Here is a 21051-nt window from a genome sequence, read left to right as displayed (position 1 = left end):
AGACGCCACCAGGCAACAGCCCGACGCAGCCACTACCGACGACGGTCCACCGACGAACCCGCTGGATAGATCACGAAACCGCACTGGAGTACTAGCCCGTACTTCCCGGGCCCAGCCCGGGACACCACCCCCATCTGCGTGACCCCGAAGGAGAGTTGGATGCCCACCACGTACCCCGTGACCCTGCCGCCCGTTCCCGTCGACCCGGAGACCGCCTGGCACGCTCAGCGCATCAGCGACACGGTCTTCGAGCGGCCGGACGAAGGGTGGCCCTCCGCCACGACCCTGTTCGCGATCGATGCCTCCAGCCCGGCCGAGGCGGAATTGCGTGTCCTGGCGTGGATCAACCACAGCTACGAGGACGACCTCCGCCAGGCGACCGCCACCGCCGAGCACCAGGCCAGCCCCCACCAGTGGCACGTCAGCCTGCGCATTCTCGGCGAGTTCTGAGCCCGAGGCAGGCGTGCCCTGCACCGGACTCACGAGTCGGTGGACTGTCCTTGCCGTCGATGGTGTTCGGTAAAGCTGACATGGTCGACTGTGGCCGTGTAGCGCTGGGCGGCATTGACGGTAAGGCCGAAGAGATCCGCGAGGCGACGAGCGTCGCCGTTGCTGGCGTGCGCTTCATCGAGGATGCGGTCTTCGCGCAGCGATGTCCCGGTGACGGGAGAGGCACCGTCGTGACGCGCTTCCCGCTTCTCCAGCTGCTCGCCCAAGCCTTCCTGAGCGGCGTGGCTGGAGCGCTGGTCGTGACCGGCATCTGGCTCGTGGCCGCAGGCGAGACACCGTCGCCGATGACGGGCCTGGTGTGCGCGCAGATCGTGACCACTGCGTGGTCGCTCGTCCAGGCCGCCCGCTTCCGGCGCAAGTGGCAGGCAGTCCTCGGCTCCTACAACAAGCCGGCCCTGGGCGAAGGTGTCGACATCCCGCACCGGCCGCCAGCCGACAACGAGGAGAGTAACTGGTGACCGCCGAGCAGTGGAATGCCCTGTACCCGATCGGCACGCCGGTGGTCGCATATCCCGGTGTCCGCCCGGAGGACCCGCTCGCGGCCGCGGTCCGGAAACGGCAGGCGGACGGTCGATTCCTGGAAGAGGCCGACGCGGACCTGTGCCGTGTCCTGATGACCGTCACGCGTACTCCTGCCTGGACGCTCGGCCACGGCGACCCCGTGGTGTCCGTCGAGGGCTACCCGGGCGGCATCTGCCTCACCCACATTGACGTGATGGGTGAACCCCCGTCCGAGGCAGCGGTGTCCCGTGGCTGACTACACGTTCGAGACGGTCACTCACAGTGGGTACCGCTGGATCGTCCCCGCCCCCGAACCTTGGGGCGCCGCAGCGGAAGGGATCAGCAAAGCGTGGGCCGCAGCCGCCAACGCTTACCGGGGGACGCACGAGCTTGCCAGTACAGAGCCGATCCCCGGAGATGCTCTCCGCTTTCACGTCCGTGACGACGCCATCGTCATCGAATACACCACCGAGGAGTGAGTATGACCGAGCGAATCGACCTCAAGCCCGCACGACCGCGCGCCCCCCTGCGTCCGCTGCGTGACTCGTCCTTCTGGGGCGTCGGCATGGGCGGCATCTTTACCAGCTACCGCATCGTGCTGGGCCTGAGGCTCTACCGAGGGCACCAGACCCAGCGCATCGAGGCGTCTGAGGTGATGCCGGCATGAGCCGCCGTCCGGCCCAGGAACCAGCGATCGACGCGGAGCACGGTGGTGAGATCCACCCCGCCTTCGGTGTCGCGGTTGTAACGCGACGAAGCGGAGGAGGGCGTTCGCTGTTCCAGTCAGACCTGCTCCACACCGAGACCGTCTCGCTTTCCGTCCGCGCGGCCGTACGCAAGCGGGACCTCAACCACGACGGGGTCCATCCGGGCAGGAAGCTCGTGGAGATCGAGATGAGCCTCGCGCAGTGGGGCTCGCTCGTGTCCTCCATGGGGCTCGGCAGTGGCGTGCCGGTCACCATCCGGGGTACTGAGCGAGACGCCCTCGTGCCCGAGATCCCACATCAGCCCCGCACCGCCGAGAACCTGCGGGAGGTCCGGGAGGTCACCGACCGGATGTACGCCCGCGTCAAGAAGGCCACGGTGGCGCTGCGCGAAGCGATCCATGCGAAGAAGGGCGTGAGGGCCACCAAGGAAGCGCTCGGCGCGCTCGAGAACGCCGTCGCCCATGTGGGCAGCAACGCCCAGTTCGCCGTCGACTCGCTGGTGGAAGCTGGCGAGCAGGTCGTTGCCCAGGCCCGCGCCGACATCGAGGCCCACGTCCTGGAGGTCGTCCGGCTGACGGGCGCCGAGCCCTCCATCGAAGCCCCGCCATTCGATGCCCCGGCGCTGCCGGGGCCCATGGCCAGCGGAGGTGAGCCCACCGATGCCTGAAAACGGCGTGCCCGACGAGCTGTTCGATGCCGACGATCAGACCCTGGCCGGCCGCTCCGACTGGATTGTCCAGGGCGGCCAGATCGTCCACGCTCCCGTCGTCGGCTGGACCTGGGCGTGCCCCAAGTGCTGCGAGTCCGGAACCTTGCCGAAGGACCCCTGTCGCCCTCGCCTCCCCGCACGGAACACAGCACGCAGCGGACCCGTTCGACACCCTCGTGCCACTCCTGGTCTCTGTCGTGCGCAAGTTCCCCGGCTCTCCACCGCAGGCCGACTGAAGCACCAGCCTCGACAAGGAGGGACACACCAGTCATGAACGCACTCACGACCATCGGGACGCCACGCCGGCCCCGGGCCGTCATCGCCGACGGCTACTGCTGGACCCCCGAACTCGCCGACATCGGAACGGAGTGATCGACATGGCCGGAATCTGGTACCTCGACAAGGGCCGCGACCTGTGCGTGTCCGACGTTGTCCGCACCGGCCGCCGCTACGACGTCGAGGACGACGAGACGTACTCCGGGGACTACTGGGCCGACGGCATGCCCGAGATCCGCGAGCGCTGGTACGTAGCCGACTACCGATACGGCTGGATCACCATCGCCCGCGAGGTGCGACCAGCGTGCCCGAAGGGCGTCAAGATCAACCCGTACGTGTTCGAGGAGGCTGGCGAGGAGCGCAAGATCCGCGTCGGCAGCAAGGACGCCCTGTTCCCCGTTGCCCTCTCACCAGCTGGCCCTGATCCCCGCTGGGAGCGCTTCGGCCTCAAGATGCCGAAGGAGCCGATGTCATGAACGCCGAACTCTCCGAGCTCATGAAGGGTCGGTGGGGCATCGAGCACCGCACCTACGCGTGGCAGCAGTGCCGCTACTGCGGGGCCGCTGGCAACGACCACCCGCCAGCGAAGTGCCTCGCGTGCGGCAGCATCCAGTGCCAGCGCGACAGCCGGTGCTCCATCTGCCTCTACGGCGTCGTCTCCGGCTTCTCGCTCGGCTACCCACGCCCTGTGTGCGGCTACGCCCACTGCGGCAAAGAGCCGATCGCACGAGCGCCGCGCGTGCGCTGGGTCTGCACCGACCACCTCTCCCGGCCGTCGCTCACCATCGCCGGTCAGAAGATCTCGCTCACCGACTACATCGGTCAGCGAGTCGACGAGCGGGACGGCACGCGGCGCTCGTCGTATCCGCGGATAGTCCGATTCATCTGGATGTCCTGAGCGCGAGCATTCCGGCTCGACTGCCGAACATCGGCCCGAACAGGCCGTCGTCTCACTCACTCGCCAGCCCCACCACGCTGGAGGCGCTGCATGACCACTGCCAACCCGCCGGTCATCGACACGGTGAACACGCTGCGCGACGCTGGCCACCAGGTCATCTTCTGCTCTGGCCGGCCCGAGCGTGACGACCGGGGGTACGGCGTCCGCGCTGCGACCCGGCGCTGGCTGGGTCTGCACCTGGGGGAGTGGGCTGACGATTCCCTGCTGCTGATGCGTGGCCAGGGGGACAGGCGCCCCGACCACGTCGTCAAGCGCGAGCTGTTCAACGCCCACATTCGTGACGCCTACGACGTCCTCCTGGCCTGGACGACCGTGATCGAGTGGTGGCCCTGTGGCGCTCGCCTGCAGGTCGACGAGGGGAACTTCTGAAGTCGCGACCGTCCATCTATCAGGGCCCGTGCCCCGGCTCCGCACCGTGCGGGACTGGGGCACGGGTCTCTTCTTTCTCCTAACCCCTCCGCCTCTCAGAGGCGGAGCGATCGACCATTCGATGGCCTTATCGACTCGGCGAACAAAGTCGTATGTGAGTCGATGACAAGCTATTCCCGACTGATTAGGCTGAAGCTATGACTCACAACAGCAACTCTCACGACAACGGCACTCCCGACGCCGAGCTCCCCAGGTTCTCCGTCAATGTCGTCCCGACCAACCAGCTCAGGCGTGAGGACCTCGCCACGATGCTGAACCTCTATCGCCGCGGCGAGATCACGCCGCTGATCTTCGGGGACAACAACAGGCCCGAGGCCGTGATCATCCCCTTCGCCGCGTTCGTGCGCCTCATGAAGTACGACCACACGGCCCACGTCCGCGCTGAGGGTGCCTTCCAGGCCGAGCTCTCCCGCCGCATCCAGGAGTCCGATACCAGCGGCGAGGCGGGCATGACCGTCGAAGAGCTCGCCGAGAGCCTCGGCCCGCTCGGTCAGCAGTGGGCGGATGAGCATCGTGCTGCCCAGCGGGAGAATCGTGATGAGTGAGCATCGGCCTCCCATCCGTTTCCTGCCGACGGCCGGTCTCAAGCAGGACCTCCAGGCGCTCCATGACGCCGCGGTGATGCACCCCCGTGGACCGGAAGACCGGCTCATGCGGGTGGCTCTCAATCAGCTGGGCCGGATCAAGCAGGGCGCACCGAGTACGCATCCGCTGGAATACATGCCGAGCTATCCCGACCTCTCCGATTGCGAGACCACATACGTCGGCGCAGATCCGGGCGCAAAGCCTTCGCACCGGATCGTCTGGCGGGAGCGCTCGCCCCAGCGTCCGGGCGAGCCCGTCACCCGCGAGATCATCGCTCTGGGAGAACGCGCGAATGGGCAGGCCTACTACATGGCCGGCCAGCGTCTGGGCCGCCCAGTGGGCTTCACTTTCGCCGAGCTGGCTGCGCAGCGCGAGCCGATCGCGAGGGACCCCCGACCCCGGCACCGCTCGAACGGAAGTTTCGGCACACCATCCACGAACGAACCGGACTTCCAGCTCGGGTGACCCGCACCTCGCAGAGACCGGCGTGTTCATCGTCCTGGCCATCGTGCTCGTGCCGGTCTTCGTAAAAGGCCACGGCCGAGCCTCGCAACTGCACTCGTCCCGCCATGAAGAGAACCCCCCCATGATGCACGGCATCATGGGGGGTCCTTTTTCTCCTCGTTCCTCGTTGTCTACGACGCGGCCCGCAGCCCACGGTTCTCCGTGACGTTCTTGAACTCGCCGGCATCCTCGATCGCCCCGTGGGTCTCCGATGGGATGCCAGCGTCGTCGCCCCCCCAGCCGGCGGTTGAAGCTGCTCGATGCGGAGAACTTCGGAACCAGGTAGTCGTCCACCCTGCTCTTGCCGAAGCGCACCTTGTGGCCCTTGTGGTCCTGTCGGTAGAAGCGGCCGAAGCTCGTGAGCACGACCGCCTCTCCGCAGCTGACAGCCCCCCGTGAGTTCGCCGAGCAACGACTCGTACACCTTGTTCACCACTCGGATCGGCAGCTCGCTCCGAGTCGCGACCCGCGAGATGAACTTGCGCTTGCTGACACGTGGATTCGTCGCCTCCGTACCTACACCCTGCCCTGTCGTAGTTCAAGCAGCTGTTTCGCTTAGAAACCACTACCGAAGATAGTCATGAGTCGATAGGAATGGTCAATCTTATCAAGTGCACTCGCGATGTCTATTACAACTCATTTGACTAGAGCTCCAGGTCTGGTTCGATCTCCTCTCGGTCGTCTCTGGGCTCGTAGTCGACCGACTCGATGATGCTTCGTGTGTCCGGATCACGGCGCTGGTTCACGACCTTGTTGTGAGACTCCTCGAACCGATGCTGCGCCGCCACGCGGTGGGCTGCGTCGAGTTTCGCGCCGATGTTGCGCTCCCCGAACTCCATCATCGAGCTCAGTGACGACTTCACGCCGTGCTTGATCGCGTTGACGTGCGGCTTGTTCTGCGCCCGCTGCTGCTCCCATCGGCTCCGGTCCTCCGGCGTGACATAGCCGAACATCCGGGCGAAACGGGATCCGAACCTGACCTGCTGATCCTCATTCTGTTCCTGGCTCATGACCTCTCCTCCTGCTCCTTGTTCGTGCTTTCGAATCGCCCTCAGGCAGGCTGGTAGGCCTCGGAATCGGCTTCATCCTGCGGGCCGGCCTGCTGCTCGGCCGACGGACCCGCAGGGTGCGACCGGGGCTTGCGCCGCTGCTCCTCGAAGAAGGAACCCGGGTCGTCGACCGCGGCCTGCAGCGTGTGCTGCCAGTTCTCTCCGAGGCTCCGCTTCAGCTCGGCCTCAAGATCCGGGTACTTCTCCTTCACTGCCTCCATCGCGTCGACGTACGCGTTGGAGTAGACCCGCTGTTGATCCTCGGGCGGCAGGCCGTCGATGTCCATGCTCGCGATCATCACCTCGGACTGGTCCAGGCGCCGCTGGAGCATGTCGGGCAGCCCGCTGGTGTCCAGCCCCTGTTTCTGCGCAGCAAAGCCGACCAGGTAGCCGAGCATGTTGCCCCCGTAGCCCTCTTGGTCGCCGCGGGCCATCGCGTCGAGCAGGGAGGTCTTCATCGTCTCGGCGAGCTGGACCTGGTGGGCGTCCGCGTCCATGGGCCGGCGCAGCGTGAACATCCCCTCTGCGGGCAGAGGCCGGCCCAGCTGGTCGTCAAACTCCCCGCTCCAAACCGTGCGAACACGGTCCGAGCCCGCGATCCGCTCCTCGTGCGCGGGTGCCTTGACGATTCGCCCGTGGGCCACGCCGTTGAACATCGTGCGCAGCTCGGGCTCGTATTCCATCCGCTCACCGATGATCCGTCGCGCGCACTGGACGATCTCCTGGCGATCCAGGCCGTCTTCACTCATCTGCTGGTGCAGCCGCTTGCGCATCGCCCAGTAGCTGTCGCGGATCAGCCCGGCGTCCGCGCCGGGCTCACGCATCTTCCAGAAGGCGTTCTCCATGAGGGCGACCTCGGTCATGGCTGCCGAGTCTGGAGTGAACATCTCCCGCTCGCCGCGCTCACGGTGCCGCATGGCGTCGAAGCGTTTGCGCCACTTCGCCGTCAGGTGGTCACGCGGATCCGTGCTGCCGACCAGGCGCTTGCGCCGGGCGTCGCTCGGCACGTCCTTGAAGATCCTCTGCCGGTGTGCGATGCCGCTCTCGGCCGAGGCGATCATGCCGCGGGTCCGGGTGTCGATGCGCTCCTGGATCGTGTCCTTGAGAGGCTGGAGGTAGCTGTCCATCTCCTTCCTGAAGTCCGGGGCGAGTATCCGCATCGTCATCACCATGCCGACCGCCTGGATGACCGAGTTGGCATTCACGCCGCGCGAGAGCGGCTTGAGACACGACTGCATCATCATCTGCATGTAGACGTGATGCATGACGCCGAGATCCTGCGTCCGCTCCTCGTCGTTGAAGCCGGGCACCAGCAACTTCGAGTCCCGCAGCGCGGCCATGTACTTCTCGCCGGCCAGCCGAGTCTCCGCCCGGAGCTTGAGCAGTTGCTCGCGCTGATCCAGGCCCTCGCTCTCAGCATCGGCTCGGTCGACGACGATCCGGTGCACGCGCTCACGGTCGGCCACCCGTTCCCGGGTCTTCCTACCGAAGAACCTGCGAGTACGGTCCCGTAGCCGATCGCGCCAGACGCGCGCATCGTCCGCGTCTTCCGGGCCCGGCTCGTCGATCACTTCAGCGTCGATCGGCTCGTCCGAGCGCGAGTTCCAGTCGGCATGCGCGGTGCCTTCCGACCCCTCGGCCTGAGACCGGTCGTCGCCGACCGGAAGCACCTTGGCCGCGCGCCGACGGCCCGCGGGGCCCGTTCCCAGTTCCTTGTGCTGTGCCACCTCAGTACCCCATCCCGTAGTCGTCGTCGCCCTGCGGCTGATCGATCTCGATGCTCGGCGTGTACACCCGACGCGCCGTGCCCATGCGCACGGCATGCGCAGAGCGGCGATGCGAGCCGCGGGTGCGGGAGGTCTCCGCGTCCTGTGAGATCACGTCGGGCTTGACCAGCGAGCCATCGACCGTGATCACGGTGTTGTCCAGGCTGTGCGTCTCGGTGGAGCCCAGCTGGTCGAGTTGCCGGGATATCTCCGCCCGAGCCTTCCGAGTCCCCGAGGACGCGAACTGCTCGTTCTTCTCGCCGTCGTAGACGTTCTCGCGGTTTCTGGCAGCCTCGACCAGATCGGGGAAGGCGCCGCCGTAGGCCATACGGTCCATCACGGTGCCCCGCAGGGAAGGGTCTTCTTCCAGGTTGCGGATGAGGCCGGTCTTGGGGTCCTTCAGCGCACTGGCCACGCGGGCCACATATTCCGGGTTGACCGTGACTCCGAAGCCCTCCTTGGACTCGTAGAACTCAATGAACTGCTTCTCCCACTCCTCAGCCGTGGCCTGGACGGGCTCACCGTCAAGGAGTGGCGTGCGCCACTGGCCCGGGCCGACGTGCTCGATGCTGCGGCCCCTCCAGAGATCGCGGCCGGGGCCCTGGAGCATCGCGTACTTGTGCCGGGCCTCGGCGGCGTCGTGCTTGGCCTGCAGGATCGACTGGGTCACCGGGTAGGTGACCTCCAGGACGGCCTTGAGGTTCTCGCCGCGTAGCGCGCGTACGGCCCGCTGACTGAACGAGCCTCCCAGGCCGGTGCCGTGGGCCTTGATCGCTGTGGCGAACATCGAGGCTTCCTGGTCAGCCTGCGTGATGCCGGGTGTGCCGTGCGCATCGCCCAGGTTGCGGGCGTAGTCGGTGAGCTTCTTCTCGCTCCCCTTGGCGCCGGTCTCGACGCAGACCTCGCGCACGCTCTGCAGGTGCGCCTCGCGATCCGAGAAGGTCAGTGCCGCACCGAACTCGCCACGCTGCGCCTGGCGGTACAGCCCGCTCAGCTCCTCCGTCACGACCTGCTGGGCGAGCTTGATGTCCTCCGGCCGCTCTGCGCCCGTGAGCGCCTGCAGCCTGATCCGGTTCGACTCGCTCCGCGAACTCTCCAACTCCTCCGCCAGCCCGGCGTCCTTGGAGAGCGCGACCTGGGTGTCCAGCGACACCTGCATGGCCAACGGGTGGGAGCCGTCGCCCTTGACCACTCCGGTGTCCAGCAGGTTGGCCGGCACCGAGAGCTTCGCCAGGGCCTCGGCCTTGGCGGCTTCGCTGTGCAGCTTCACCACGGCGACGGCGTCGCCGTCGAAGTCGCCGTCGAAGCAGGCGTCCATCACCGGGTTGATCGCGGCACCGGTGAGCCGGTCGTCGATCGCTACCCGCATGTAGCGCACGCCGGCGTCGCGGAGCACCGGGTCACGCCACACCAGCGCGTGGTCGCCCTCGGCCAGACCCAGCTGCTCGGCCTTGACCGAGCTGAGCGCGACCTGGTCGACGTCCAGCCGTGGGTCTGAGGTCCACACCATCGTTGCCGAGTCGGTGAGCCGCGAGGCCATCAGCCCGGTCTTGAAGATGTTGTTCTTGCCTGTCAGCACCCGGTTCTGCACGTCGGTCGTGATCGCCTCGAAGGCGCGCTGAGCGCGCGAGACCGACCCACTCATACCGTGGCGCACCTCGGTGCGCTTCTCCGCGGACAGGCCCTGTCCGGCGAGTTGCTCGGCCATGTAGCGGTATCGGCAGGCCTCGACGAAGACATCCTGGTAGCTACGGGTGTGGTCGTGCGTGACGGAGGACCCGTCCTCGAACTCCTGACCGCTGCGCAGATGCGAGGACATCACCGGCAGTTTCCACGAGCCCGCGCTCACCGTCTCGGTCTGTTCCCCGGTCGGATATGTGAGCGGGAACGGAATCTCCATGTCGCCGCCGCGGTCGCCGATGAGGGCGCCGAAGGATTTGCGCATCGCCGTGGTGTTGAGTCCCGGGAGCTGGCCCGCCTTGCGCGGCTGAGTGCGCAGCAGCCCGGGCATCGGGATGAACCGGCGCTCGGGGCGCTCGTCGAGGCCTTCGGCCTGGCCGATCACCCGCAGTGTGCCGTCAGCCTCCATGTCCATGCCGGTCACCAGCAGGTACTCGCGCAGGTTCGATTCGGCCCCGCTGTTGTGGCCGTAGAACTCGTGCATGATCGCCGGGCAGTCCTGAGACTGGAGCGCCCAGGCCAGCTGGGAGGAGGCCTTACGGCCCTTTCCGGCACGCACCTGCTGGTCGTCGTAGATCTTCGTCTTCTCGTCGACAGCCATATGGGTGACCACGAAGCGCATCTCGCCCAGGGCACTCGGCCGCAGTCCCCCGTTGGGGGAGCGCAGGTCGGAGACGTTTCCGCTCATCAGCTCGCGTGCCGAGCCCGCGTTGCGCCGGGAGATCAGGCTGAACGGGCTCATCACCACGTCCAGGCCCGGGTTGACCCGGAACCAGTTGACCTCTTGGACTACATCCTGCTCCTGCGCGTCCTGCAGCGGCATGTCCCGGTCGACGATCAGCGAGATCACGCCCTTGTTGCCGTGCAGATCCGAGATCTTGTCGCCTACGACGAGATCGCGCTCCTGGCCGCCGGCCCCGCGGATGCGGTGGCGCTCGGCGAACCCCTTCGACACCACGATCGGATCGTCGGCCGTCCAACCGCCGAAGGTCATCAGGGCCGTCTTCGCCGGCGCGGTGACCTCGGAGGACTGCATGATCGTCGAGGCCGTCATCTGCTGGCGGTCGAATGGGTCGTACCGGAGCGTCTCGAGCTCGGGGAGAGCCATGAGCGGCGCGCGCTGTCCGGCCACGCTCTCGTCGCCCGGAATGATCCGGCCGTCGGCGTCGACCCGGGCCTGAGCCGTCAGGTACCGCACGATGCCCTGGTTGGTCGCGCCCCCGGTCATCACCGGGTCGAAGTAGCCGCGGGGCGCGGCGACGTTGTTCCGGTCCTTGCCGGTGAGCACCGTCATGTTCCGTCCGCCGGTGAGCCGCCAGGCGTCGAAGCGGTTGTCGTCAGCCGGGTCGGTTCGGTCGCGCTGGGCCCGGTACTCGGCGTAGATCGTCGAGCCTGCCTTGATCTCGTTGGAGTAGCGCACACGGCGCGCCTCGGTCTGCAGGATCGCGGCCGTCCACTCGCCGACGCGTCCGTGGACCTCGCCGGTGTCCTCGTCGAACTGGTACGAAGTGCCGCGCACGATGAAGTCGATCGAGTGCTTCGTGCCGTACAGCTGTGAGTAGACCGCGTTGAGTGAGGAGGGCTCGCCGGTCTCGCTTCGCCCGGCGATGAGATCGCCGGCCATCTGGTATTGGATACGCTCGTGCATCAGCTGCTCGTAGCCGCGCAGGCGCGTACGCTCCTCGACCGAGGTCGGAGCCTCGCCCGGAGCCTGGGCCGTGATCGTGGCTTCGTAGCCCGGCACGACCAGGGCGTTGCTCCTGCTGGCGAAGGCGGTGATGACCTCGCCGTACTCACCGACATCGAAGACCTGCCCGATCTCACCCGAGATCGGGCTCCCCTTGCCGTCACGGCGCAGCTTCTCGCCGCTCCAGCGGATGACGCCCTGTTCGTCGATCAGGATCTCCGAGACCGTCGCCGCGTTGCGCTCGATGCTGTCACGCACGGTGACCCCGACGCGCCGCATGAACGCAGACTCGTGATCGGCGATCGGTACGGAGCGCTCGGCGTTGAAGCGGACGAGCCGGTCCTTGAACCGGGTCGTCTGGAAGGTAGAGCCCATCACCTCGTCGGGGGAGACCCCGCAGCGACGAAGCGCCGAGGCAAGGTTGTCGATGTTCGACCACTGCCCGGTGGGGCTGGTCATGTATCGCGCCACCCGGTCCGGGTTGAAGCGCTGATCGACCCATTCGCCGTCGATTTCGTGAGGCTGCGCCTCCCAGGTTCCGATGAGTTCGTAGGGGACGTCTTCGGCGTGCTGTCGGACCTTCTCGACGGCGGTGCCGCCGTAGGCGAGGTTGCCCATGTCGGGCGCCTCCCCAGGCTGCAGCTCGCCGATCTTCTCCAGACGTTCCTGGTACATCTCTTCGGTCGCGCCCGGGCGCAGCAGGTCGCTGTTCGCGCCGGTGAGCACATCCCAGTACGAGCGCTGAATCGCAGCGATCTCGGCGTCAGCCGAGTACTCCGGCGGCTCGATCGCATCCAGCTGTCCGCCGGTTCGCTCCAGCTCGTCCCCGGCACGAGCAATGAGGTACTCGACGCCAAGGGCTGCCTGCAGGTTCGCCCGAGCACTCTCGACGGCGGACTTCGCATAGGCCTCGGCTGGCTCGGCGTCGATGAAGAAGGCCGGCAGCGAGCGGTTCTTCGCGTCCCGGCGCAGCATCACCTTCGCCCCGGACCGGGGGCCGGACTCGCCGGGGACCGTGTAGTCGCCGACCACGAACATCGACTCGCGGTCGACGTGGTAGCTGTCGGGCACATCCACCACCGTGCGGTCGCGGCCGCGCTCCTGGTGCGTCGTGCCGGTCCCGCCGACGGCGTGCCCCGGCAGATCCGTGCGCTCGACGCGATGGCCCTGGGCGAAGCGCAGTAGCTGGACAGCTTCCCCCGGCGAGGGGGAGTAGACCGCCATGCTGCCGGGGACCCGGTAGTTCGTCGAGTAGCGCAGCACGATGCCGTTGTCGTAGATCCGGGCCCCGGCGTACTCCTCCTGACGCGTGTCGATGAGGCGGATCTCCATGCCGGTCCCGGCGATTCTCGCCTTGATCTGGCCCGGCTCGCGGTCGCGCATCACCTCGTAGGACACACCCTGAGCTTTCAGCTCTTCGAGCAGTGCCGCCGAACGCGCCACGGCGCGCTGGGACATGAAACGGTTGCGGTCGACGTGGTTCGTCTGCGGGGTCCTGCCGCCGTCGATGACCCATTCGCGGACCTGGTCGTATTCCCGCTGGCTCATCTTGTCCATCAGCGCGGTGAGTCCGGCGGCGTCGTCGCTCGTCATCGCGCGGCCCGCCTCGAACGGCCTGCCATCGTCGTCGATGCGCCAGAGCACCATGTTTCCGCGCCGCGGGGCGGCCAGGGTCTCCACCTCACCGCCGGCCACGCGCCCGATCGTCTCGTCCGGCAGGTACACCAGCGCAGTCCCGGCGCGCTTCACCGTCGCGCGCTCGGACCAGTGGGGGTCGTAGGGGCTGATCGGCAGCCGGGCCGACTTCGGGTCCGCCTGGGCACCGACACCGGTGACACGGGTGAACTCCCGTTGCGACTGCTGGTAGCGCTCGTTCCGCGGGGAATGGTCACCGAACTGCGGCTCGTAGTCGGCCACCCGCTCACCGAATGCCTGGTCGATGGTGGTGAGGCAGTGGGTGACACCCAGCCGGGGGTCGGCCAGCGCGGTGCCCTGTCGGCCGAGGATCTCGTCGACCCGGGCGCGGATCGCCTTGGCCTGGGAGATCGGAATGACCTGTCCGGTCTGCTCCCGGGCCTGCTCGACCGCCTTGTAGTAGACGTACTCGTAGAAGTACCTTCGCAGCCCGTGTGCCTTCTTCACCACTAATCAAGCCCCTATGAACACTCGGATTCACATAAGTATTCATAGATACTAGCCGCTCTATTAAAAGGAAGCGACAGGTCTATTGAAAGGCCAGTTCCGAGGTGATCTCTCCTAGTCGAGAGACGGCCTCGGCACTGGTGGTGATCCTCGCCAGGCACCCCGAGGGGGCGCCGGCTACTTCGAGTTCATCTCGATGGCCATGGCCCGGTCGAACCGGCCGTCGGCCAGCACCTCCCAGCTCGGCAGCGAGGCCAGATACTGGTAGAAGGCCGAGTGGACCTTCACCGTCACCAGCGACTTCAGGTCCTGCTCGGTGACGTCCTCCTCGGCGAACACCCGCGAGTCCACGTCGTTCACATGACCGTTGATCCGGCGGGCCGCGCGGGCGTACGCGTCCGAGCGGATCCGGCTGATGTACGTCTGGGACCCATCCGCGCTGCGCAGCTCGCCGTCGCCGCCGACCGAGAAGTGCTCGCGATCCTGTTCCAACTCGGTCTGCGCCGACTTATAGGCCTCACCGATCTCGATGTCCAGGCTCTTGACCTTCGCTGAGCCGTCGGGGTTGACCAGCATCTCCTTGCTGATCGTTCCCTCGGCGTAGAGCAGACGCTGCCGCTCGACGCTGACCGCCCGACTTTCGGCTACCGCGACCCCGACCTCGACGTTCTCGATGAACTGGTCCTCGTCGAACATGCTCATCCCGGCGTACTCGTCGGGGTCGACGACCACCGGGACGTTGGGGTCCTGGCCTTCGTCGACCGTGGTCATCGTGGTGATCACCTCCATGACCTCGTCGGCGTAGACATCCGGGTCCAGGCGCTCGATGTCGACCTCCTGGTAGCCGTAGATCTCCTTGTACTGCGCTTTCGCGTCCGCGGCCCTGACCGCCTGCCGCATACGCTTCTCCAGCATCTTCACGAAGTCCGGCTGGTTCATCCGTACGTCGAAGTCCATGGCACTGGACAGTGTCGGGATCGTCTGCAGTGAGTACGTGTGCCCCGGGTGCTTGATCGTGTTCCCCAGCAGCCGGAACGACATCGGCAGGATCGTCTGGTTGCGGTTCCAGATCGGCGCGTCGCCTGCCCGGAAGACGATCGAGTTGCGCGGCGCGAGGAATGCCATGTCGTTGTAGCTGATCAGCGGCTCCTCCTTGGTGTTCATCGTGTAGGAGACCCGGCCCTCGGTCTTGCCGCCGATGACCTTGTCGAGATCCTGGCTGATCTGCTTGCTGTCCCTGTACGACCGGTGCGTCTTGCCGCTCATCTTCTCCAGCGTCTCGATCATCGAGTCGTCCGTGGACTTCAGGAACACGATGTTCGAGGTGTTGTGCGTCGGGATGAAGTCGTCGGTGAGGTAGAGATGCCGCTCGTCGGCGACCCGGATGCACTGCACCTCCTCGTCTCGCACGTACTCGACGCTGACGACACGATTGAATCCGCGTGCACGGTCGCGCCAGCGCTCCGCCTTGCGCGAGAGCAGGAAGGGGTTGATCTCGGGCAGCCGGATGTTCTGCACGCGGTAGGCGTCCCTGGCCTCCTTCGGCATCGGCTGGTTCGGCGAGGTGTACGTGACGTTCGTCTTGACGTTGATCGCCACACGACCGCCCAAGGAGCGCACGAGAATCTGGACGTCCTCAGCCAGCTCGCGACTCGCGGAGGTGAACTCCATCTCGCCCTTGCGGCTGATCGTGCCGCCGGTGTCCATGAGACCGCTCAGCAGGTCGGTCCGCTGCTGCACCGAACCAAACAGGTACGCCCCCGGGATCGACCTCTCCCACGAGCGTTTACCCGCGATGCCGAGCTCGCGCAGGTGCTTGCTGACTCCAAGGACGCTGTACGTCAAGCAGTGTCCGTCCTTGACCTTGTACTCCGAGACCGTGTGGCCGCGACGACGAATCTCCTCCACGATCTCTTCGTCGTTGCACGAGAGCCAGGAGAAACCAGCCTTGCCGATATGCCCGTCCCCGATGAGAGCACCCAGAACGTATGGGGCGATCGGAAGGTCGGCCTCCGGGTAGGCCACCGGCATGATTCGAGGCAGATCGACCTGACGACCCTTGTCGACGCGCGACTTCAGCTCATCAGTGGTGACGATCTCGGTGACACGCTCGGCGGTCTGGCCGTCATTGCCGCCGACGTACGCCCTCTTGCCGTCCTCGGTCTTCCCTTCCAGGTACTTCACGCTGGACTTCCAGCGCTCGATCGACCACAGATGCTCGTTGCACGACTCGGCCGAAGAACCGTCACGCAGGGTGAGCCGGTAGACCGGACGTACACCTCGCGGATAGACCCCGGTCACCGTGGTGACCGTGCCGAACGGTGTGAGCACCTCGTCGCCGACCTTTATGTCGCCCATACGCTTCCATCCCGTAGGGGTGGCGATGAGAGAGTGAAGCGGAGCAGCATTGCCCTGCACGATCTTGTCGACGCTCTCTCCGTAGACGTCGCGCAGCTGCTGCAAGGTCTGCAGGATGAGCGTGAACTGCTGCTCCTGCCCCAGGCCGATGGAGAGCATCGTCGCGAAGCCGTCGATGCCCTTGCCGTCCGACTGCAGGTTGCCGAGCTCGTCGAGCATGAACCGCGTGCGGTAGAGAGGCTTCTGGTTCGACTTGGTCATGTACGCCTGGTCGGCGCTCACGTCGAACAGCTGCTTGACCAGGATCAGGATCAGCTTCGCGTACTTCATCAGGTGAGGCGGAGTCACCAGGAACAGTGCCTTCGGGGACTCCGAGTAGCGCGCCAGTGTCTGGGTGATCGCCCGTGCCTGGGACGAGACCTTCTCCGGGTTGCCGCCGCCGGAGAAGTCCAGCCGTGTGTCCGGGTAGAGCGTGTCCCCGGGCTGGAAGGAGAGGGTCTTCCCGTCCTGGGCGCCGCCCTCGCGTACCGGCTTGAGCTCACGCATCACACCGTTTTTCACGATCTTCTTGCCCGTCACCGGCTCGACCACGTAGTGGCGGCCGTTGAGCGAGAGCCGGTAGTTCTTCGTGAAGCTGAAGTAGAAGGTGCGCACGAGCATCTTGGTCTGCGGGTTGACCAGCTCCAGTTTGAGCCAGGCCTCGTCGTTGGGGAACTTGCCCTTGAAGTTGTACCGCGCCCAGCCCTCGCGGCCGACGATCTCCTCGTGTGTGAAGTCCTCGCCCAGGTTCTCGGTGAACATCGGGTCCGCATAGGCCGACCACACGGCCTGTTGTCCGACGAGGTGGTCGCGTTTGACGTAGTTCGGCGCGAAGCGCACACCGAGGCGCCGCGGAAAGCTCAGGCCGGCCAGGTCGGTGTTCTGCGAGGGCTTGCCCGAGGTCAGCGTTGAAATCGTGGGGTCGGTGAAGAATGACATGGCGGTGATGGCGATGCCGTACACCGAGGCCAGCATCTTCTCCGCGCCGGCCATCGAGCGCAGCGCGTTGTGGGCGTTGCCCACCAGCGTGCGCATGTTGTTGCGGGGCAGCTCCTCGCTCGCGTTGAAGTACAGGCTGAGCATGTCCTGATCAGCCTTGCCCTCCCACATGAAGGCCTGGGCCGCCGCCTTCTCCTGCTCCTCGGCCAGGGCGTCCTCGTTGTTCTCGAACTCGCCGGCCTTGACCCGCTTCTCCAGTTCGGCCTCGGGGTTCTTGATCTTCTTGGAGCTCATCTGCACGAAGAGCTGGTAGCAGTTGTAGAGGGTGACCTTGCCCCAGAGGTCGTCGAGCTTCTGCTCCACCAGGGCGAGGTCCATGTTCAGCACGGCTGCAGCGCTGCGTAGCTCACGCTCCTCCTCCAGGTAGAAGTCGATGAGTCCGTAGGCCGCGCGCTTGAAGGCGTTGTTGGCGGCATTGGGCCAGACTGGGTCCTCGCTGCCGTCGAGGGGAAAGAAGATCCCGGCGATGTTCTCCACGTACAGTGCGCACTTGGTGAAGTTGCCCTCACGCGCCGCGTCGGCCGCCAGCCCCAGGATGTTGTAGATGTCGGTTTTCATGGAGTTGATCAGGTTGAACTGCACCGGTTCGAACCCGCGGGTGACCAGGGGCACGTAGTTCTTCACCAGCAACTCACCCTTGGGGTCGTTGATGACCATGTTCGAAGGCTTCTTCTCCCGCGACCACATGTCGATGACCGGCTCGATGTAGGTCTGGCCCTTGCCGGCCCGGGTGATGGCCAGCACCATGGTGTTCACCGGCGCCGTATCGACCACGTATGCCCCGGCCGGGCGCTGGACCTCGTACGCCGGGAACGTCCAGTCCTGCCTGATCAGGTCAGCGACGGTCTTGTACTTGTCCGACCCGAAGCCGCGCTTGTCCCGGTTCCTGCCGTCAGGGTTGTACGGGATCAGCCTGGTGTCGTACTTCTGACGCAGCCTCTTGTCCTCGGGGATCCCTGATGCCTCGAACAGCTCGTCGCCGAAGTCCTCGTCGATGATCGGCAGGGTCTGCGTCAGCGGACTGCCCTCGTCGTCGTCCATGACCTCGCCGGCGTAGTAGACGAGGTTCCCCTCCTCGTCGATGATGTCCTTCTCGGCGAGCTGGGCGACCTCGACGGTGCCCAGGCCCTTCTTCCGGAGCATCATGTGGCTGAGCATCGAGCTGGCCTGCACGCTCGAGTGAGCACCGGCGTCGGGAAACCAGTCGTAGTTCTGCTGGATCTCTTCCGGCAGGGCGATGTGCTGGTCGTTGTGGTACTGGTTGATGTCGCTCGTGTCGTTCATCAGGTTCGCCGCAGCGACCTTCCGCGAGAACCACGTGCCGATGATGAGGCCGACCAGCAGACCCGAGCCGAGCGCGATGAAGAGCTTGAACCCCGAGACGTCGGCCAGTTGCTCGCCGACAGTCGTCGAGCGCTCCTTCGGCTCGGACGGCCTCTCGGCGCCGGGCCTGCCATCCTTCGCCGCGGTGTACCAGCGGGGGACCGGGACAGCCTCGGTGCTGGGATAACACCTCGCCTTCACGTCCAGGGTGCCGTCCTTGGCCAGAGGCCGGTAGCACTTCACGACCGAGCCACCCGCACCCGTCGTGGTGTCCTGGGTGTAGTACGCGCTCGGTTTGCCAGTGCTGCTGTCCGGCCCGCCCGAACCCGCGGACGCGCCCGCCGAGAGCGCCACCGTGGCGATGAGCGAGTAGAGGACCCAGACGACGACCGTCACCAGTACGCCGGCAATCACCGCGACGACGATGCCCGGTCTGGTCGACCTCAGGGGCGAGAACTTGCTGCGGTCGAGCTGCTGGTTGTCGTAGACGTCTCGGTTCGTCAGCGTCTCGCCGGGCGACCGCGCGGAGATCTTGTCCCAGCTGCTCGCCTCAGGCCGTGCCGCCTTCCGCCTGTTCGTGGCCATCGTGATCCCTTGCTCTCGGGTCTTGCCCGTTCTGCTTTCCTGCTGTCCAATGCGCCTGCCTGCGCAGACGCCGACGGCGCATGGGGAACGCACCCCATGCGCCGTAAGATCACCCCGTCGGTCCTGACCGGATCGCTCAACGGGTCACGACCACCCCGACGATGAAGCCGCTCACGCTCATCAGGAGCGAGAGCGTGACGATCATGACCACGAGGATCTTGTTCGAGCGGCTCTGTATCTCGGAGGCCCGCGCCAGCTCGTTGGCATAGGACTCCTTGTCAGCCTGCATCTCGGTCAGACGCACCTGGTACCGCTTGGCCACGGATTCCTCGACCGTCGACAGCTGCTGGAGCAGGTCGGTGGCCCGCGCCACCTGAGAGTTGGTTTTCGCCTTCTCCAGGTCGAGGTTGTGCATCCACTCGGTGTCCCGAGCGGTCATCTGCGTGATGGCGTCCTTGCGGCTGCGTTCGACCTCTTCCTCCATCCGGCGGATCCGGTCGGCGTGCTCAGCGCGCACCGACTCCAGGAGGTTCTGCTGCTCCCGGCGCAGGACGCCTATCTCGTCCTTCGTCCGCAGGTGCTCGGCCAGCGTCTCGGACTGGGCGATGTCGGCCTTGCGGTTGTCGTCGACGATCCGCTGGATTTCGGACTTCCACTGGTTCAGTCGCCCTTCCTCGGCCGCCAGGTACTCAGACTGGCGCTCGGCCAGCACGTCGAAGATCCGCGTCTGCCCGGTCTGCATCTTCAGCGTCGCGTCCGAACGCCGGACACGCAGGATCTCCTGCTGGTTGTGCGCGTGGGTATCCTCGATGTCCCGTTCGATCACGGCGACGGAGTCGAGCTGATCGCGCTCCATCTTCGGGCGGTTGCGCTCCCTGTAGTGCAGTTCCGCCGAGAGCGCCGCCTGCTGGGCCACCTTGGAGACCTGTGACTCGTAGTCCTTGGCGATCTCCGCCCGGCGGGCCCGGATCTTCTCGTCCTTCTCCGCCTGCCGCTGCTGGTGCTCGGACTCGGCGGCGTCCTTCAGCAGCTTGTACCGGGAGCCGGCGCGGTCGGTGGCCACATCGCGGATGACCTGCTCGGTGTGCGCCGACATGAGGTTGACGTAGAGTGCCCGCAGCTCGTCCTCGTGGGCGGAACGGAGCTGCGTCAGGTCGGCGTTGGCCTGCCTGTTGAGCTGGGCGACCTGGTCCCCGAGCCACTCCGTCGCGCCCTCGGGCACAGCGATCTGCACGACCGGTGCGCCGATGGCGAAGGTCGCGTTGAACTCATCGAGCCGGACGTCCAGGTTCAGCTCCTCGGAGAGGAACCGGCGGGCGATGACGTCGCGCACCTGGGCTTGATCGACCGGCAGCACAGTGCCGACGGCTTCCTGGTAGTCACCCTCGATGCCGTAGTCGGCGTCGGTCTCGTCGAAACCCTCGTAGCCGACCGCCTCGTCGTCGTGGTCCGGCCCCGATTGGACCGGCGCGACGCCCGCATCGTCCTGGTCGAACATGGGTGCGTCCGCCCCCTCATCGTCGATGGCGTCGCTGAAGAGCGGCTCGTCGTCAAGGCCCTCGCCAGCCCCCTCGTCACCGGGGATCTCGTCGAAGATCGCGTCCCCCTCGTCCTCCTCAAGGACCGCGGGGGCAGTGCCGGTGGCCCCGACCTCGACGACCAGGCCGCTGTGCTCCGCCCACGCCTTCTCACCCAGGGCCTCTTCGAGACTCGTGGTGCCCGCGATGACAGAGCGGGCCTGCGCGAAGGTCGCATCGTTCACCAGATCGACGAGGAGATCGCCGCTGGGCTTCTGCCACACGACGGCCCAGGTGTAGGCGGCGCCGGTGAGCAGCGCGTACTCCTCCACGCGCTCGAGAGTCTTGCCGGTAGGGATGATGCCGAAGACTTCCTCTTCGATCATCTCCGCCGTGGCCACCGTGCTGATCTGGTCGGAGCTGATGAGCTCGATGATCGAGCCTTTCGCCTCGTCCCGGCCGTGCCGTTTGCTCAAGCCGCCGATCGAGTCGGCTGCGAGCACGAGCATCACCCAGGCCGTACCGCTGGGAAGGACGAACGGAGTGTTTGACCGCATCAGCTCGACTGCAGCCGGGATCGCCGTCTCTCTCACCACGGAGGCCAGAAGCTCGTCGGGCTTCTTCTTGCGTACCTTCCTCTGGCGGACCGATGCCGTTCCCGGAATGCCCATTGATGCCGATCCCTTCGCTTAAAGAACACGGCTCATCTGATTTATGTGCACCCTAT

At 66.2% G+C, this 21051-nt stretch carries 16 protein-coding genes; 11 read left to right on the top strand and 5 right to left on the bottom strand.

From position 1 onward, the window contains the following. Positions 1-159 precede the first annotated feature (159 nt). The 11 genes from AB0P17_RS15935 to AB0P17_RS15885 all read left to right on the top strand — a co-directional run bounded on the left by AB0P17_RS15935 (position 160) and on the right by AB0P17_RS15885 (position 5140). Entirely contained in the window at positions 160-450 is a 291-nt protein-coding gene (locus tag AB0P17_RS15935) for a hypothetical protein (protein WP_365811313.1), read from the top strand. Between the two features lie 50 nt (positions 451-500). Then, positions 501-968, top strand: coding sequence for a hypothetical protein (locus tag AB0P17_RS15930; protein ID WP_365811311.1), 468 nt, complete (start codon positions 501-503; stop codon positions 966-968). Further along, positions 965-1267 (top strand): hypothetical protein, encoded by a 303-nt coding sequence (locus AB0P17_RS15925; protein ID WP_365811309.1) that lies wholly within the window; start codon positions 965-967, stop codon positions 1265-1267. Before AB0P17_RS15930 ends, AB0P17_RS15925 begins: the two co-directional genes overlap by 4 nt. Beyond that, on the top strand, positions 1260-1490 hold the full coding sequence (locus AB0P17_RS15920; RefSeq protein ID WP_365811308.1) for a hypothetical protein: 231 nt from the start codon (positions 1260-1262) through the stop codon (positions 1488-1490). The genes AB0P17_RS15925 and AB0P17_RS15920 overlap by 8 nt, the downstream gene beginning before the upstream one ends. Positions 1491-1492: 2 nt before the next feature. Then, positions 1493-1678: a hypothetical protein gene (locus AB0P17_RS15915; RefSeq protein WP_365811306.1), complete on the top strand. Its 186-nt coding sequence runs from the start codon at positions 1493-1495 to the stop codon at positions 1676-1678. Next, the gene (locus tag AB0P17_RS15910) at positions 1675-2385 is read left to right on the top strand and encodes a hypothetical protein (RefSeq protein ID WP_365811304.1); all 711 of its coding nucleotides are present in this window, start codon (positions 1675-1677) and stop codon (positions 2383-2385) included. Before AB0P17_RS15915 ends, AB0P17_RS15910 begins: the two co-directional genes overlap by 4 nt. 419 nt (positions 2386-2804) lie before the next feature. Further along, positions 2805-3179, top strand: coding sequence for a hypothetical protein (locus AB0P17_RS15905; RefSeq protein WP_365811303.1), 375 nt, complete (start codon positions 2805-2807; stop codon positions 3177-3179). Continuing rightward, positions 3176-3601: a hypothetical protein gene (locus tag AB0P17_RS15900; RefSeq protein ID WP_365811301.1), complete on the top strand. Its 426-nt coding sequence runs from the start codon at positions 3176-3178 to the stop codon at positions 3599-3601. Before AB0P17_RS15905 ends, AB0P17_RS15900 begins: the two co-directional genes overlap by 4 nt. A 90-nt stretch (positions 3602-3691) precedes the next feature. Further along, entirely contained in the window at positions 3692-4030 is a 339-nt protein-coding gene (locus AB0P17_RS15895) for a hypothetical protein (RefSeq protein ID WP_365811299.1), read from the top strand. A 197-nt stretch (positions 4031-4227) separates the two neighbouring features. Next, complete coding sequence (locus AB0P17_RS15890; protein WP_365811298.1) at positions 4228-4635, top strand: hypothetical protein; 408 nt, start codon at positions 4228-4230, stop codon at positions 4633-4635. Beyond that, entirely contained in the window at positions 4595-5140 is a 546-nt protein-coding gene (locus AB0P17_RS15885; RefSeq protein ID WP_365811296.1) for a hypothetical protein, read from the top strand. The genes AB0P17_RS15890 and AB0P17_RS15885 overlap by 41 nt, the downstream gene beginning before the upstream one ends. 683 nt (positions 5141-5823) lie before the next feature. Here the strand turns inward: AB0P17_RS15885 and AB0P17_RS15880 are convergent. The 5 genes from AB0P17_RS15880 to AB0P17_RS15860 form a co-directional block, all read right to left on the bottom strand. Continuing rightward, positions 5824-6189 (bottom strand): hypothetical protein, encoded by a 366-nt coding sequence (locus AB0P17_RS15880; protein ID WP_365811294.1) that lies wholly within the window; start codon positions 6187-6189, stop codon positions 5824-5826. A 41-nt stretch (positions 6190-6230) separates the two neighbouring features. Beyond that, a complete protein-coding gene (locus AB0P17_RS15875; protein WP_365811293.1) occupies positions 6231-7898 on the bottom strand; it encodes a hypothetical protein in 1668 nt (555 codons plus the stop codon). A gap of 58 nt (positions 7899-7956) precedes the next feature. After that, the gene (locus AB0P17_RS15870) at positions 7957-13503 is read right to left on the bottom strand and encodes a hypothetical protein (RefSeq protein ID WP_365811291.1); all 5547 of its coding nucleotides are present in this window, start codon (positions 13501-13503) and stop codon (positions 7957-7959) included. A gap of 177 nt (positions 13504-13680) precedes the next feature. Continuing rightward, positions 13681-18807: a type IV secretory system conjugative DNA transfer family protein gene (locus AB0P17_RS15865; protein ID WP_365811290.1), complete on the bottom strand. Its 5127-nt coding sequence runs from the start codon at positions 18805-18807 to the stop codon at positions 13681-13683. Positions 18808-18943: 136 nt separating this feature from the next. Then, positions 18944-20881: a hypothetical protein gene (locus tag AB0P17_RS15860; RefSeq protein WP_365811288.1), complete on the bottom strand. Its 1938-nt coding sequence runs from the start codon at positions 20879-20881 to the stop codon at positions 18944-18946. Positions 20882-21051: the final 170 nt, after the last annotated feature.

It is taken from the genome of Streptomyces sp. NPDC088124 (assembly GCF_040685895.1).
Lineage (GTDB): Bacteria > Actinomycetota > Actinomycetes > Streptomycetales > Streptomycetaceae > Streptomyces.
This window is presented reverse-complemented; position numbering and strand designations above follow the sequence as displayed.